The organism is bacterium (assembly GCA_018814885.1).
Lineage (GTDB): Bacteria > Krumholzibacteriota > Krumholzibacteriia > LZORAL124-64-63 > LZORAL124-64-63 > JAHIYU01.
Genome location: JAHIYU010000139.1, coordinates 1 through 14199, shown reverse-complemented (window position 1 = coordinate 14199; position 14199 = coordinate 1). Strand labels below are relative to the sequence as shown.

Sequence of the window (14199 nt, the reverse complement as noted above, 5' to 3'; positions counted from 1 at the left end):
ATTGGAGAGCTTGCATGAGGATCTCGGTGATCATAGCGGTCAGCTTGTTCCTGGCGGTGTCTGCGTTTGCTGTGACTTGGCGCGTGGAGAAGGACGGCAGCGGAGACTACACGAAGATCCAGGATGCGGTGAACGCATCGGTGAGTGGCGATTCGATCCTGATCGGTCCGGGGCGTTATGACGATCTGGTGCCTTTCGAGACGCCTTATGTATCGTGGCTAGCATGTGTAAATGTGCCCGGCATCGACCTGACGCTCGTCGGTGCGGGACGTGATGAGACGATCATCGGCCCGGCCGTGCCCGGGGACATGTCAGACGACGGCTGGCGGGGGATTGTCAACTGGCCGATGGTGGGTGATCTAGTAGTGGAGGACCTTACCATCGAGAATCTGGTAGATGGTGTACATCTATTTCCGGAAACCTTTCAGATTAGAAATTGCCGGTTGCGAGGATGTGATGGACATGCGGGCCTACTCTTTGGCACGTCGGATTGGGCGTTGATCGAGAGTTGCGAATTCGCCGATAACTGGAACGGAATCAGGCTTTTTCCGCCATGTGCCAATCCAGTGATAAGAGATTGCACCTTTAGTAGCGACACTAATACGGGTGTTTATTCTCAAGGGATGTCTGGTGTAATTGTCCAGGACTGTTCTTTTAGTGACAGCAAGGTCTACTTCGAAGGTGGTTCTGGACGAGTCACCGGTTGTTCGTTCTGGGATAGCTATAGCCGTCTTATACTGCTTAGCTCCGGAAACCATGAGATCTATGACAATATACTTGATGGGACTCGTCATTCGTGGTGTATTCACCTAGAACTGTCAACGACTATGATCGGCAGCGGCAACATACTCAGAGGCGCTTCTCAACAGGCCATAGCCATGCTCAATTCCCAGGTGACGTTCACGGGCAACCACATCTTCTCCGATGGGGATTTTGTGCGCGCATACGGATATTATTCCGGGCTGGTAGAGTTGGACTTCCGTAACAACTATTGGGGTACGTCGGATCCCGAGGAAATCGCGGCTCGGATCCTGGACGGCCACGATGATCCCGCCGAACTCGGGTACGTGATATTCGAGCCATTTTCTGACGTGCCGGTGGGCAATGAGGATATGTCCTGGGGAGAAATCAAGGCTTTGTTCAAATAACGTCGGATCCCGGGGAAATCGCGGCGCGGATCCTGGACGGCCACGATGACCCGGCCGAGTTCGGTTACGTGCTCTTCGAGCCCTTTTCCGATGTGTCGATGAGTAACGAGGACATGTCCTGGGGAGAGATCAAAGACCTGTTCAGGTGACCCCAATCCGAATTCAAACATTCAATATGAAACGAATGCCATTATTGTATACGTTGCGCCCGATCCTCCAATCTGCCCAGGCGATGTCGATCGCATTTTTTTGTGTTATACTTATCGTCAACCGCTGCCATGCCACAAGAACTCATGACACTGGACACAATATGCGATTCTTGACGATCTATGCCTACGCCCTTTCTGCTCTGTTCCTCGTTGTCCCTCCCGCCCCCGCCATCACCATCGGTCCCGGCCCCGCCCTAGGCACCGATCTGGCCGGCTTGACCTACAACGAGGAGTTCCAGGACTGGTCCCACGCCGACCTGCGCGCCCTCGACGCCAGCGACGACGTCCACACCTTCGGCGACGGCCACGACGCCGGCCGCGACCTGCTGGCCTTCTACACCCGCATCGAAGGCGACCAGCTCTGCCTGCGCGTGGATTTCCTGGACCTGAACGCCGGCTGGGAGGGCAACGTCAACCTGTACCTGGCCATCGACTGCGCCCTGGGCGGCGCCGACTGGCTGCCCGACTACCTGGACGTGATGACCGACACGCCCTGGGAGATCTGCCTGGCCCTCTACGCGGCGGGCGACGTGGCCGGATCGACCTACAACCTCTACGACAGCGGTTACGGCACCGGCTGGAACGGGCAGCTCACCGGAAGCTACTGGCACACCGAACTCGACGCCGTGGAATGCGCGATCCCCGTCTCGCTGCTCTACGCGGCGGGCTGGAACGGCGCGTCGGAGATCCTCTACCAGGTGGCGACCGCCAAGGACTTCGCCGAGGGCAACTGCAGCGGCGGCGCGGGCAGCAGCGACCTGGCCGACGCCATCGCCGACGACGACAGGGGGTGTTCCGACGGCGTGCTCAACGGAGCCACCCCCGGCAACGCCGCCGCCGGCCGCGTCCAGTACGCCTCGATCGCCCACGGCAACCAGTCGCTCAACCGCGGCGACGACCTGCGCGTGCACGTCCACGACCCCGAGAGCGACACCGGCATCCCCGGCGGCACGGGCTTCATCCGAACCCTGGACACCCACCGCATCTTCGGGGTGCCCCTGAACATCCACGCCAGCGGCACGCTGCTGTCAGGGCTGGCCTGGGCGCCCTCGCCCAGCGGCGCGTCCGATCCGAGCGACGGTCCGAGCCTGCTCGCCGAGATCGCCCTGTTCGCCGACGCCGACCAGAACGACCGTCCCGGCGCCCTGATCGGCGGCGTATTCGCCGAGCACATCATGCCCTACTTCGAAGGGCCGGCCAACGCGGCCAGCTTCGCGGTCGCCGACAGCCTGCACGCGGCGCTCTTCGGCCTGGTCCCGGCGGATCTCAAGGTGATGCACGTGCCCGAGCGCGTGATCCGCTCCCTGCCCACGGGTCTCTGGCCCCTGGATGGCCTCACCTTCGCCGACATCCCGGCCGCGGGCTACGCCGCCACCTACCTGGACGCCGCCGCCCACCTGCACCACTGGTTCCATCCCGGCGAGACCGAGTGGCCCGACCCGTCCTATCGCCACAAGGCCCACCGCATCAACGGCGTGCTCTGCTGGATGATCAACCACCGCGAGGACAGCACCAAGTTCTGGGTACAGGACGGGGGCCTGCACCTGGACGTGCGCCGCAGCCTCATCGACAAGGCGACCAGCGGCGACCCGCAGCTCGTGCTGGTCTTCGACGACTGGGAGGCGCTCGCGGGCAAGAGCTTCGGTGCGGTCTCGGGGGAGATGGAGCCCAACAACAACCCCAACCAGTACCAGGCCACCGTCCGCTGGCTCGCCAACCACCCCTGGGTCGAGATGGTCACCCTGGCGGACATGACCGACCGCGCCCTGGCCGATCCGTCGACCTGGGTGATCGAGCAGGGCACCCGCACCGACCTCGACGTGATGACCTACCACTGGCTGCAGCATGCCTGCGAGGACAGCTACCACAACTGGTACTACGACAGCGCGGGCGGCGTGACGGGCAACGAGCAGAGCTTCTACGACCTGGTGCCGGTGATCTCGGGCGAGCAGGGCGATTACCACGCCCGCGGCGTCGGCCCCGAGGCCGACGGGCCCGGCCTGCCCGGCGGCGCGTCCCACGGCGATCTCAACTCGCCGGGTACCCTGATGCACGACGCCTGGTCGGCGGTGGCCGCCGCGTCCGCCGGTGGTCCGCGTGCGCTGGCCGAGGCCGCCTTCAGCGCCATGATCTACGAGACCGCCTGGCACGAGGAGGACAACACCGACTACGAGGACGGCGACGGTTTCGGCGCCTGGCTCTACCCCGACGCGAGCTGGGACGGCCTGAGCGGCTGGGCATTGCGCCTGCAGAACCACGCCCGCGACGCGGTCGGTCTGGCGATGGCCGCGGCCTGGGCCGACTCCGTGCGCGACGGCCTGCTGCCCCCGTTCGCCGCCCCCGCCGCCTGGCCGATCGACGCCGATATCGACGGGATCGACGAGTTCGTCCTGCGCAACGGCCGCGTGTGGCTGCTCTGGCAGGACCGGGGCGGCCGCTGCCTGCTCGCTTTCCGGTACGACCGGGACCGCGGCGACGCCGTGCTCCTGCTGGGCAACCCCCTCGCCAATCCCTCGGCCCCGGGCGAGGAGGAGTACGCCGACGGCCGCGCCACGCGCTGCACGGGCTTCAAGGTGATGAACGGCGGTTACGCCGACGATATCTTCACGCCATCGCTGCTGTCGGGCGGGCTGGGCTTCGCGTCGCCCGACGGCCTGATCCAGTTGACCCACACCCTGAACGCCGGCTCCGACACGCTGGCGACCCTGGTGAACGAGAGCGTGAGCGGAGATCTGTACCTGCGGCTGGGCCTCAATCCCGACCTGTGGTCCCTGCTGCTGCGCGGCCCCGGCCAGCTGGTCCGCGCGTATGACGGCGCCGCGCCCGCGTCGTCCAGCTGGTATCGCCTGGGTGCCGGCGCGTCGTCCGTGACGCTGCTCTACGACGACGCGGCGTTCGTGGCTGCGCCCCTGCACGCCGGTTGGGATCGCCGCGACCTGGCCCTGACCGAGGAGACGGAACTGTCCGGCGACGGCGCCTTCGCCTTCCGTACGGTCCTGGGCGCGGGCGACGACGTCACCGCCGCGCCGGAGGCTGCGCCGCCGGCCGCGACGGTCCTCGCCCGTCTGCTGCCGCCGTCGCCGAATCCCTTCAATCCGGCCGTGGAGATCCGCTTTGTTCTCGACCGCCCGATATCGGTCGAACTGGACGTCTACGCGGCCGACGGATGTCATGTCCGGACGCTGCACCGAGGACTGGCGCTCGCGGGCGTGTCGTCCTGCACCTGGCGCGGCCGCGACGACGCCGGACGTGCGGTGCCGGCCGGGCTCTACCTGGTGCGGCTGGACGGTAGCGGGCCCGGGTGCGCGACCAAGATCCTCCTCGTGAAGTAGACCGCCGTCTGCGCCGATGACCTCTTGCGGATCCGCATACGATGGATTTGTATGTTCATTATCTGCACGACTCCAGCCGGGAGGTTGATCATGGGGGAACGGCTCGGTGCCCTGGTGTTCGCTTTCATGCTCGTTGTCATCCCACCATCGACGTCGTCGGCGACCGATGAGACCTGGGTCCAGCGCTTCGACGCCGCCAACCTGAACGACATGCCCACGGCCATGGCCGTCGACGACTCCGGCCACGTGTACGTGACCGGCGCCTCGAACTTCGACATCGGTCTCGGGCTCGATGTCTGTACGATCAAGTATGCCAACGACGGTCCGCAGCGGTGGTGCGCCCGCTACAACGGCCCCGGCGACAACACGGACGAGGGCCACGACATAGCGATCGATCATGCCGGCGACGTGGTCGTGGCCCTCTCCTCCATCGGGTCGCGACCCGGCAGCGATGCGAATCTCTGGGACGCCGCCTTGGCCAAGTACGATCGCTACGGCGTGGAGCAATGGGTGTCCCGTTTCCCCGGGACCGCCACCGATACGATCGACTACCACGTTCTGGGCCTGTTCGTCGGTGTGGACGGGGTGGACAACGTCTACCTGGCGGGCACGCACGAGGACATCGTGAACAGCTACGATTTCCTGCTGCTCAAGTATGATCCGGACGGCGTGCTGCTCTGGGCCCGCACCTTCGACGGGTCGGCCCACGGCGAGGACCGCCCGACGGGATTGGCGGTAGACGACGCGGGCCACGCCTACCTGACCGGTCGCTCGAGATGTCCCGGCACGGGCCTGGACTACTGCACCCTGTGCTACGGTCCGTCCGGCGCACTGCTGTGGTCCGACACCTACAACGGCACGCTCATGCCCGTGGAAGACGACTTCGACTCCGCCACGGACATCGTCCTGGACGGCGCGGGCAACGTCGTCGTCACCGGCGGCTCGTCGAGCGTGGCCACCGCCTACGACATCTGTACCATCAAGTACGACCCGGACGGCGACCGCCTGTGGGTGAGACGCTACGACGGACCCTCGGACGACGAGATCATATCCTACTTCACGGATAGCGGTCTGGCCCTGACCGTGGACGCGTTGGACAACGTCATCGTGACCGGCACTGTGGCGCACGACGAAAACGGCGTGGACTACATGACCCTGAAGTACGATCCCGACGGCGCTTTGCAGTGGACGGACCACCGGGTCAGCCCGGGGAACGACTATGCGCACGCAGTCGCCACCGACCCGCAGCTCAACGTCTACGTCAGCGGACAGCGGACGGATGCGGGCGAGTACATCTTCTGCACGCGCAAGCTCAACACCCACGGCATGTTCGTGTGGGAGGAGACCTACAACGGTCCGGGCCTGGGTACCGACAATCCCGTCGCGGTGCTGGTCCATGAAAACGCCGTGTTCGTGACCGGCGGCTCTGCGCGAACCATGATCGATCTCGACTACTGCACGATACGTTATGACCAGGATCCGCCCACGGCCGTGCTGCGGATAGCGATTCCCGCAGCGCAGCTGCTGCCGCCGTCGCCGAATCCCTTCAATCCGGCCACGGAGATCCGCTTCAGTCTCGACCGCCCGGCCGAGGTCGCGCTGGACGTCTACGCGGCCGACGGGCGCCACGTCCGCAGCTTGTTCAGCGGCGCCGCGCCGGCGGGAGACTCCGCGGTCGTCTGGCGTGGCCGCGACGACGCCGGACGAGTTGTGCCCGCGGGACCGTATCTGCTGAAACTGCGCGTCGGGGGCGCTTTCGCTTCGGCCAAGGTCGTCCTGCTCAAGTGATGTCCTGACTTCCGCGGGTGACGCGCATTGCATCCGGTACCCGACGATCGGCCACTTCTTCGGAGATCTGCGGGATCCGCTGCGCAACCAGGGCCTCAGCGCTGCGGACAGCACGGCCTTCTGGGCCGTGTGGGAAGCGGTCGCGGCCCTCGTGCCGGAGGCGATGGCGAGGTGAAGCATACCCAGGCGCTCGCCCGGCGCGCGCGCCAGTTCCACCACGTACACGGTCAGGCCTCATGTGTCCGCGACGCGCCCCAGCTCGAGGTCATGGCCCGCGGATCAGTCCGTGGATGCTGATCAGCAGGAGATAGAGCGTGTCGTCGCGCGTGTCATACGATGCGGTGCCCCCCGTCCCACAGCTCCCGCGCCAGCGCCGTCATCACCGCGGTGGCCTTGCCCTGCAGGAAGATGCCGGTCGTGCCGTCGGTGAACAGCGACGGCTCCGGATTGATCTCGATGATCGTCGCGCCGGCGTTGCGGGCCACGCCGGGCAGCAGCGACGCCGGCGCCACCTCGCCCGTCGAGCCGATCACCAGCATGACGTCGCAGGCCTCCGCCGCCCGGAACGACTCGCTGCGCGCCGGCTCTGGAATCCCCTCGCCGAAGAAGATGAAATCCGGCTTGAGCAGCCCGGCGCAGTCGTCGCAGCGGGGAGGCAGGTCGTCGAGAGAGACCTCGGCCACGGGCGTCTTGCGGCCGCAACCCAGGCAGACCATCAGGCGCGAGTTGCCGTGGAACTCCCAGACCCGGCGGCTGCCGGCCTCCTGGTGCAGGTTGTCGATGTTCTGGGTGATGACCTCGCGGATCACGCCGGCGCGCTCCAGGTCGGCCAGCGCGACGTGGGCGGCGTTGGGCTCCGCCCGGCCGAAGAAGTCGTAGAAGATCTCCTTGATCACGAGCCACGACGCGCGCGGGTTGGCGAGGAAGAAGCCCAGCTCGATGGTCGCGGGATCGTAGCGGCTCCAGATGCCGTCGGGCCCGCGGAAGGCGGGGATGCCGCTCTCGACCGAGACGCCGGCGCCGGTGAAGGCCACGGCGTGGCGGGATTCGCGCAGTATGCGGGCCGCGACATTCAGGCTGTCCTGCATGCTCGTCCTTTCCGGTGGACCGCCGCCGATGATAACACGCCGCCCGCACCGACGACCATTGCTCCCTGATGCCCCGCGTCTCAGCGGCCGGCGGGCCCCGGACCCGCGAAGGCACGCTGCTTGCAATCGGCGCCTCGGTCCTGCCGGGCGTGACGGTAGGCGCGCGTTGCCGCACCGGCGCGAAAAGCGTCGGGGTGGCGGACATGCCGCAAGAGTCGCCGGTAATCGGCAATCCGGCCCGTTCGCCCTCCGATCTCGAGCCAAGGCGCGCTCGATCCTCCGCTCCGGCGACCGGTCGATTTCCTGACACCCGCGGCCGGGAGGGAGTTGTTGATCGATGATCAGCGACTGTTGCATATGGTGCGGCGCGCCTGCCGCGATTCCTCCGGCATCACCTTCGACATCCTGCGAGGCATGAGATGAGCGTCACGACCGCCAAGACCGACTTGATCGCCAGGACCGTATCCGGCACCGACTTCCTGGACGCCCTGCCGTCCGCGGCCAAGCTCTTCGCCGCCCCGGCCCATGCCGTCTACGAGGCGAACCGGGACGTCTGCTCCTGGCTCTGCGATCCCCTCGCCCGCTGGGCCCGCGGCGCCTACGGGGAGGATGTCTTCGCCGCCGCCGTCCGCGGCTACGACGCGTACTGCCTGCACGTGGCGCAGGCCAAGCTCGCCTACGAGAAGGCGGGACGATACACGCCGGACGAGCTGCCCAGGATCATCGACAAGGTCTACGGGGACGACGACGTGATGACGCCCTATATGTGGGCCGCGGTGCTGATCTACGCCTTCTGGCCTAGCATGACGGCCCACCTGGGGCTCTTCCGCGACCATTTCCTGGACCGCCTGCCGACGGCGCCCAGGATCCTCGAACTGGCCTGCGGCCACGGCGCCATGGGACTGGTCTCGCTGGAGCACCGTCCGGACGCCACGCTCCTGGGTTACGACATCAGCTCGCCGGCGATCCGCATCGCCAACCGCCTCGCGGCGGCCTCGCCCCACGCCGGGCGCGCACGCTTCGTCGCGCGCGACGTGCTCGACCTGGACCTCGCGGAAGGCCGCCACGACGGCGTCATCGCCGCCATGCTGGCCGAGCACATGGCCGACCCGCGACCCCTGTTCACCTCGGTGGCCCGCTACCTGGCACCCGAGGGACTGGCCTTCGTCTCCACCGCCCTGGAATCTCCCCAGCGCGATCATGTCTACGAGTACCACCACGAGAGCGAGCCGCTGCGGATGGCCGAGGAGGCCGGTCTGCGCGTGGTGCGCATGACGTGCGATTCGGCCCCGCGCACGGACGGCGAGCAGTTCTCGGCCCGGGCGCTGGCGATGGTGCTGGCGCATCGTTGAAAGGTCGGGTGGGCCGTCATGGCCGCGCCGCTTCGGTGTTGTTCAGGCGCAGCCTATTTGACCATCACCATCTTGCGGGTCTCGCTCAGGCCGCCCGCGTCGATGCGGTAGAAGTAGGCGCCGGACGATACCGGCCGGCCCGCGGCGTCGCGACCGTCCCAGACCGCGCTCTGGGCGCCGGCCGTCTGCAGGCCGTCGACCAAGGTCGCCACTAGGCTGCCGTCGACGTCGTAGATCGTCAGGCGTACCCGACGGTCGGCGGACAGCTCGTACTTGATAGCGGTCTCGGGGTTGAACGGGTTGGGATGGTTGCCCTTGACCGTCAACAGGGCTGGCGCCGAATCGTCGACCGCCACGAGGGTCTCGGTCAGCAGGCCGGTGGCCGCGTTGTGGACCTTCCACGTGTCGTTGTCCTGCACGTAGACCACCGCGCGCAGCTTCTCGTAGACCCAGGTCTCCGCATTGACGGGGCAGTGGACCGTGTAACGGTGCTTGCCGGGGGTCGTGGGCACCACGAGGCCGTCGGTGTCGGGGTACATGTAGCGGAACGCCTGGTCGTGGTAGAGCTCGCCGTTGGTGCCCGGCTCGTACACGTCGTCCTCGGTGATCGCCACGCGCAGCCTCAGGTTCCACTCGGGGGGCATGTACTCCAGGTTCTCCACCTCGACGGTCACGGTCTCGGTGGCCGGATCCCAGACGTGAACGATGTTCATGGGGCTGTGATAGCCCTTGCGGATATCGAACCGCAAGGCGTAGCCGGATCCGTCGGAACCGGCGTCCAACTTCTGGTCGATGCGCAGGTGCGGCGCGTAGTCGGCGCCGCTGCCGAGGGCCATGAAGTTGTTCTGGGGCTCGTTGGCGTCGTAGATGGCGTCGGTGCCGGGCCACCAGACGTGAACGCGCAGGATGGCCACGTCGTTGCCCTGGGTCGGGATGTAGGCGTCGAGGGCCTGGTTGGCCGCCGCGCAGCCGGGGCAGTCCGACTGGGTCAGCAGGATGCCCAGCGGCACGTGCGGCAAGGTGTACGTGTCGAAGAAGGCGGTGCCCTGGTTGTTGGACGTGTCCATGTCCGTCGCCAGAATGACCTCGGCATCCAGGTCGTAGTAGCTCGCGGCGTCGAGCGTGAAGGTGGGCAGGATCACCGATCGCGAGCCCCCGGGCGCCAGCCCGGTCTCGCTTTTCGTCTCCTGGTAGAACTGGACGCTGTTCTTCCTGATGGTCACCTGCACGTCGAAATCCTCGGTGCTGCGGCCGATGTTCTTGACGATGACCTGTATGGGGAGGGTCGCTCCACCGGCGAACTGCCAGTCGTCGGGAGCTATGTCCTTGAGGGCGAGGTCGTGCAGCCAGGGTTCGTAGACGCGCACGTCGTCCACGAGCCAGATGTCCGCGTCGGAACCGGTGTAGCGCAGCGCCACGTAGACCGTGGGCTCGCCGGCGTAGGCCGAGAGGTCGACGGTGACCGCGGAGCCGGTGAAGCCGGAGATGTTGTGGGTGGCGGGCGTCATGTCGGAGACGACCGAGAAGGTGCCGGTGTCGGTCTGGCTGGTGGTGCTGACCATGACGTAGTGATGGTCGCCATAGTCGGTCCAGTACGCTTCGTCCTCGTAGAAGTCGAGCCTGATGTCGGTCAGGCCGGTGAAGTTCAGCGCGGGGCTGATCAGCCACTCGTTCATGGTCTGGCTGATGGGACAGTAATCCAGTCTGGCGCTATAGCTGCCGGTGCGGGCGCCGGCGTCCGTTTGATACCACTCCTGAGTCGCGTTGCCCAGACTCAGCATGGCCCAGCCAGCGGGCGGCACGGCGGTCTCGAAGCTCTCGTTCATCAGGTCGAGACGGGAAGGTGCGTAGGCCGGGGCGTCCGCCTTGCGGTCGGGGTTGTAGATTCTCCCGTCGTGGGCGAACGCCGCCGAAGACAGCAGGAGCAGCATCGACAGCAGGGCCAGTGTGGCGCGATGGCAGGATCGTTGGTGCATCATTGAGCGAATCTCCCTGGTTGTGGCGGACACTCGGGGAACCGACGGGGTGTGAGGCGCCGGCGAACGGCGCTTCACGGTTCCGCTGAAAGACCGGTAAGTTAGGGGGAGTTTACACTATTTCGCGAAAGTTTACAAGTTGCAGGATTAATTGAGATTCTCTGATGCGGGAAGTGCCGGTCGAACGGCAGGCGGGAGAGACGATCCGAAGTCGTCTCTCCCGCAAGGTGGCGAGGGGCGGTCGGTCGCCGGCGCTAGTGTCCGTATCCCGCCTTGACGGCGCCCCAGCTCGACTGATCCGTGGCGATCGGATCGCAGGGCAGCGCCGGGAAGACGCCGTCCATCTGGCCGAAGCTGTGCAGCTGGCCGAATTTCTCGCTGAGCAGCACGTTCGGCCTGTCGATCGGCCACGGCGGCAGGTTCGACCAGAACACGAACACGCCCACGCCGTTCGGGCCGGGACGTATTTCGCTCATGTCGTTGGGCTCGTACTTGATCAGGGGCACATCGATCCCCAGCGAGGGGTCGCCGCCCATCTCGAGCACCGCGTCGAAGTAGATCGCGGCGTTGACGCCGAAGCAACGGGCTACCCCCGCCGGAGAATTCCAGATCAGGTATGATCTGATGTCCTCGTCGTTGCAGTTGGTCCCGTCGTCGAGCTTCAGGTTGAAGTGGCTCAGCGCAAACGGGGAGTTGTTCTCCCATGTCACGCGCATCTCGTAGCGCCAGTCGCCCGGCGCGTCGGGTCTGGCCGCCGCGGCCATGATGGTGCCGTAGAGCAAGGCGTCGTCGGCTGCGGCGGAGGTGGCGACCAACAGGATGGCGATGAAGACGGATTTAGTTGCGTGCCTTTTGCAAGCTCCCATGGCAACCTTCCCGATTGATCGAGGTCGCTGTAGTTCCTCGGATGGATCGATCGTGACCCGACGATCCTCATGAAGTATCGGAATGCCTCGTGTGGCGTCCTCTACCCGTTCGGGCAGCAAGAAACGAGCCCCAGTCGAAGGCGTGCGCGGCGATGCGATTTCTTTCGTGGAACGTCAACGGGATCCGGGCGGCCCAGACCAGGGGCTTCGACGATTTCCTGGCAGCGGAGAGTCCGGATGTCCTTTGTCTGCAAGAGACTAGGGCGCTGCCCGAGCAGGTCGAACTTTCCGCCGAGGGGTATCACGCCCACTGGAATCCTGCCGCGCGCAAGGGCTACTCCGGCGTCGTCACGCTCACCAGGCGCGAACCCGTAGGCGTGCATTTTGGCATGGGGGCGCCGGAGCACGACGGCGAGGGACGCGTGTTGACCCTCGAGTTCGTCGACCATTACCTCGTCAATGTCTATACGCCCAATTCCCAGCGCGGACTGGCCCGGCTCGCTTACCGCCGGCGGTGGGACGCCGACTTCCTGTCCTTCCTGCGGCGTCTGGAGGAGAGCATGCCCGTGGTGGTCTGCGGGGACTTCAACGTCTCGCACAAGCCCATCGATCTGGCCAACCCCAAGGCCAACGCGCGCAACGCCGGCTTCACGGACGAGGAGCGCGCCGGCTTCGACGCCCTGGTCGCGGCGGGCTTCGTGGACACCTTCCGCGAGTTCGAGAGCGGCGGCGGCCACTACACCTGGTGGACCTACCGACTGGATGCGCGCCGGCGCAACATCGGTTGGCGGCTGGACTACTTCCTCGTCTCCGCGTCCCTGCGCCCGCGCCTGAAGCGCGCCTGGATCCAGCCGGAAGTCCACGGTTCCGACCATTGCCCGGTGGGGATCGAGCTCGCGACCGCCGGCCGGCAGGTATGTCTCAAGACGAATCCATGAATTGCCGAAAACCATGGGGATCCGCGACGCGTCGTCGATACGACGCGTCAATCCGTTGCATCCTTCGCCCGGGGATGATGAATGGGCTTGAAAGCCTTGGTTGTGGAAGGCGACCGGTCCTGCCGGCAGGCCGTGCAGGCCGCGCTGGAGAACCTGTTCGCAATCGACGAGGTCGCAGCGGTGGCCAGCGGCCGGGAGGGCCTCGGCCTGTCCGCCTACGGCAGGTTCGACATCATCGTCCTGGATGCCGAACTGCCCGACATGCTGGGCCGGACCCTGCTGCTGACCCTCAAGCTGGCCCAGCCGGACCTGCAGATCGTCGTGGTCGTGGACGAAGCGGACGTCGCCGGCGAAGCGGCCGACGATCTGCACAGGTGCGGCGCGAGGATCGTGATAGCCAGGCCCGGGCCGCGCGGCGCCGACGACCTGATCGAAACGATACGCAGTCTGCTGTGCAGCCCGCGGAACGACCGCGCCGTACCCGTTCGCCGATCCGCGAAACCCCGCGCGACCCCCAGGCGTCCGCGGCCGGCGCATCGTCCGCAGGACATCACCTTGCCCGCGAAGAGATCGGCGCCCGGTTTCGACTTCTGGGCCACGGCCATCGCGGTGTCCACGGGCGGACCGGTGGCTCTCGATAAGCTGATCCCGAAGCTCCCCGCCACCTACCCCCTGCCCATACTCGTGGTCCAGCACATGCCGCCTCTCTTCACGGAAATCATGGCCAGGGACCTCGATGCGAAATCGGCGGTCAAGGTCGTCGAGGCGAACGACGGCGACAGGCTCGAGGGCGGGACCGTCTACCTGGCGCCCGGCGGCAAGCACATGACGGTCAGGCGCATCGGCGACATGTCGAAGATCGCCTTGAACATGGATCCTCCCCTGAACAACTGCCGTCCCTCGGCGAACGTGCTGTTCCGTTCCCTCAGCGAAATACGGGACGAGGCCGGCATCCTGGCCGTGGTGATGACGGGCATGGGCGATGACGGCTGCGAGGGCGTCAGGCTCCTGAAGGCCGGCAAATGCCATTGTCTGACCCAGTCGGCGGGCAGTTGCGTCGTCTACGGCATGCCCAGGGCCGTCAAGGAAGCCGGCTTGTCGGACGAAAGCGTCACGCTCCACCGTCTCGACCGTCGCCTGGTCGATCTGGCCGGGAGCCCGGTCTCCGCCCGGTGTTGATTCCGCAACTTCACTGAAGATCTTATGATTGAACGGATTGATGCTTTCGCCGGGAGCGCCGGGGACTTGCAGGTTTCGTGTAATAAAACTAAACTATTCTACTCCTATACCCATGAAGCCAGACACGCCGGGCCGCCCTCGGCGCCGGATTCGGATCCGCTCAGAAAGGACCAGATCATGAAGAAACTGATCACCACGGTGATGCTCGTCGCGGCCCGGGCCTGGCTATCACGATCCTCGCGCCGCACCTGTGCAGATCGTCGGCCGCTTCGCCGGCGACGTCCGCTTCGTCCACGACCACGACGATCTGCAGGTCCGGCTGG

At 66.0% G+C, this 14199-nt stretch carries 9 protein-coding genes; 6 read left to right on the top strand and 3 right to left on the bottom strand.

The features are described from left to right. The first annotated feature begins 14 nt into the window (after nucleotides 1–14). The 3 genes from KJ554_09930 (at nucleotide 15) to KJ554_09920 (ending at nucleotide 6477) form a co-directional block, all read left to right on the top strand. Nucleotides 15–1148 (top strand): right-handed parallel beta-helix repeat-containing protein, encoded by a 1134-nt coding sequence (locus tag KJ554_09930; protein ID MBU0742655.1) that lies wholly within the window; start codon nucleotides 15–17, stop codon nucleotides 1146–1148. A gap of 310 nt (nucleotides 1149–1458) precedes the next feature. Continuing rightward, nucleotides 1459–4689, top strand: a complete 3231-nt coding sequence (locus tag KJ554_09925; protein ID MBU0742654.1) for a hypothetical protein — start codon at nucleotides 1459–1461, stop codon at nucleotides 4687–4689. A 90-nt stretch (nucleotides 4690–4779) separates the two neighbouring features. After that, nucleotides 4780–6477, top strand: a complete 1698-nt coding sequence (locus KJ554_09920) for a hypothetical protein (protein ID MBU0742653.1) — start codon at nucleotides 4780–4782, stop codon at nucleotides 6475–6477. A gap of 329 nt (nucleotides 6478–6806) precedes the next feature. On the opposite strand, the gene KJ554_09915 is transcribed toward KJ554_09920, so the two are convergent. Beyond that, nucleotides 6807–7565 (bottom strand): RNA polymerase subunit sigma, encoded by a 759-nt coding sequence (locus tag KJ554_09915; protein ID MBU0742652.1) that lies wholly within the window; start codon nucleotides 7563–7565, stop codon nucleotides 6807–6809. 419 nt (nucleotides 7566–7984) lie between these two features. Between KJ554_09915 and KJ554_09910 the strand changes: the two genes are divergently transcribed. Beyond that, a complete protein-coding gene (locus KJ554_09910; protein ID MBU0742651.1) occupies nucleotides 7985–8917 on the top strand; it encodes a class I SAM-dependent methyltransferase in 933 nt (310 codons plus the stop codon). Between the two features lie 53 nt (nucleotides 8918–8970). Here the strand turns inward: KJ554_09910 and KJ554_09905 are convergent, their stop codons facing one another. Together KJ554_09905 and KJ554_09900 are read right to left on the bottom strand one after the other, a co-directional pair. Continuing rightward, nucleotides 8971–10896 (bottom strand): choice-of-anchor J domain-containing protein, encoded by a 1926-nt coding sequence (locus KJ554_09905; protein MBU0742650.1) that lies wholly within the window; start codon nucleotides 10894–10896, stop codon nucleotides 8971–8973. A gap of 251 nt (nucleotides 10897–11147) precedes the next feature. Continuing rightward, the gene (locus KJ554_09900; protein MBU0742649.1) at nucleotides 11148–11759 is read right to left on the bottom strand and encodes a hypothetical protein; all 612 of its coding nucleotides are present in this window, start codon (nucleotides 11757–11759) and stop codon (nucleotides 11148–11150) included. Nucleotides 11760–11911: 152 nt separating this feature from the next. Here KJ554_09900 and xth point away from each other — a divergent pair, with 152 nt between their 5' ends. Beyond that, entirely contained in the window at nucleotides 11912–12697 is a 786-nt protein-coding gene (xth, locus tag KJ554_09895) for an exodeoxyribonuclease III (protein MBU0742648.1), read from the top strand. A gap of 87 nt (nucleotides 12698–12784) precedes the next feature. After that, a complete protein-coding gene (locus KJ554_09890; protein ID MBU0742647.1) occupies nucleotides 12785–13876 on the top strand; it encodes a response regulator in 1092 nt (363 codons plus the stop codon). The last annotated feature ends 323 nt before the right edge of the window (nucleotides 13877–14199 follow it).